The 1,523-nt window shown below is 61.3% G+C and carries 1 protein-coding gene; it reads left to right on the top strand.

Annotation, left to right across the window (positions count from 1 at the left end):
* Nucleotides 1–85: 85 nt before the first annotated feature.
* Nucleotides 86–1,449 (top strand): IS3 family transposase gene (locus tag ACVMLK_RS20980; protein ID WP_377817140.1). Its coding sequence is split into 2 segments (ribosomal slippage): nucleotides 86–433 and nucleotides 436–1,449, totalling 1,362 coding nucleotides; the frame shifts between segments, so codons are not numbered across the junction.
* Nucleotides 1,450–1,523: the final 74 nt, after the last annotated feature.

Genomic DNA, 1,523 nt, shown 5'->3' on the forward strand with positions numbered 1-1,523 from the left:
TGTCCGCCGTCAGCACCAATGGCACAGATTTGAGGTTGTGATTTAAGGAGGATCTGGGCTTCGTCGTAGTGACGAAGGAACGAAGATGAAGCCCAGATCCTCCAATGTAAAATCGCCCGCCAAGGCCCCAGCAGAGCGGGTAGTGAAGGACATCCGCCGACAGACCCGGCGCCACTTTTCGGCCGAGGACAAGATCCGCATCGTGCTGGATGGCCTGCGCGGGGAAGACAGCATCGCCGAGCTATGCCGCAAGGAAGGCATTGCCCAGAGCCTGTATTACACCTGGTCGAAGGAGTTCATGGAAGCTGGCAAGCGCCGCCTGGCCGGCGACACCGCCCGTGCCGCGACCACCGGAGAGGTCCAGGACCTGCGCCGCGAAGCCCGGGCCCTGAAGGAATGCGTGGCCGATCTGACACTGGAAAACCGTCTGCTCAAAAAAAGCATGGTCGCGGATGGGGACAACGACGAATGAGATATCCCGCATCCGAGAAGCTCGAGATCATCAGAACCGTCGAGCAGTCGCACCTGTCGGCCAAGCGCACGCTGGACCAACTCGGCATCCCTCGTCGGACATTCTACCGCTGGTATGATCGCTACCTCGAAGGCGGGCCGGAGGCGTTGGAAGATCGGCCATCGGCGCCGAGCCGGGTGTGGAACCGCATCCCGGCGGGCATCCACGACCAGATCATCGAGCTGGCGCTGGAACAGTCTGAGCTGAGCCCCCGGGAACTGGCCGTGCGCTTCACCGATGGGCAGCGCTACTTCGTGTCGGAATCCACGGTTTACCGCCTGTTGAAGGCCCACGACCTGATCACCAGCCCGGCCTATGTCGTGATCAAGGCTGCCGATCAGTTCCACACGAAAACCACGCGGCCGAACGAGATGTGGCAGACCGACTTCACCTACTTCAAGATCATCGGGTGGGGCTGGATGTATCTGTCGACCGTGCTCGACGACTTCTCGCGCTACATCATCGCCTGGAAGCTGTGCACCAACATGCGAGCCGAGGACGTCACCGACACGCTGAACCTCGCCCTGGCGGCTTCTGGTTGCGACAGCGCCACGATGCTGCACAAACCCCGGCTACTCAGCGATAATGGCCCCAGCTACATCGCGGGTGAGCTGGCGGAATACATCGAGGCCCGGAAGATGAGCCATGTCCGCGGCGCCCCGTGTCATCCCCAAACCCAGGGCAAGATCGAGCGCTGGCACCAGACCCTGAAAAACCGCATCTTGCTGGAAAACTACTTCCTGCCCGGCGACCTCGAAGCCCACATCGAGGCCTTCGTCGAGCACTACAATCACCAGCGATACCACGAGAGCCTGGCCAACGTGACGCCTGCCGACGCCTACTTCGGCAGGGCTCCGGCAATCATCAAACTGCGCGAAAGGATCAAGCGACAGACCATCGAACATCGGCGCTTGCAGCACCGCAAGTTCGCCGCCTAACATCAACCCCCTGACGAGGTCCGCACTCCGCTAATCTACGCCGCGAGTTGTGCCGAATGTTCTGACGACGGACA

Source organism: Teichococcus aerofrigidensis (assembly GCF_054073225.1).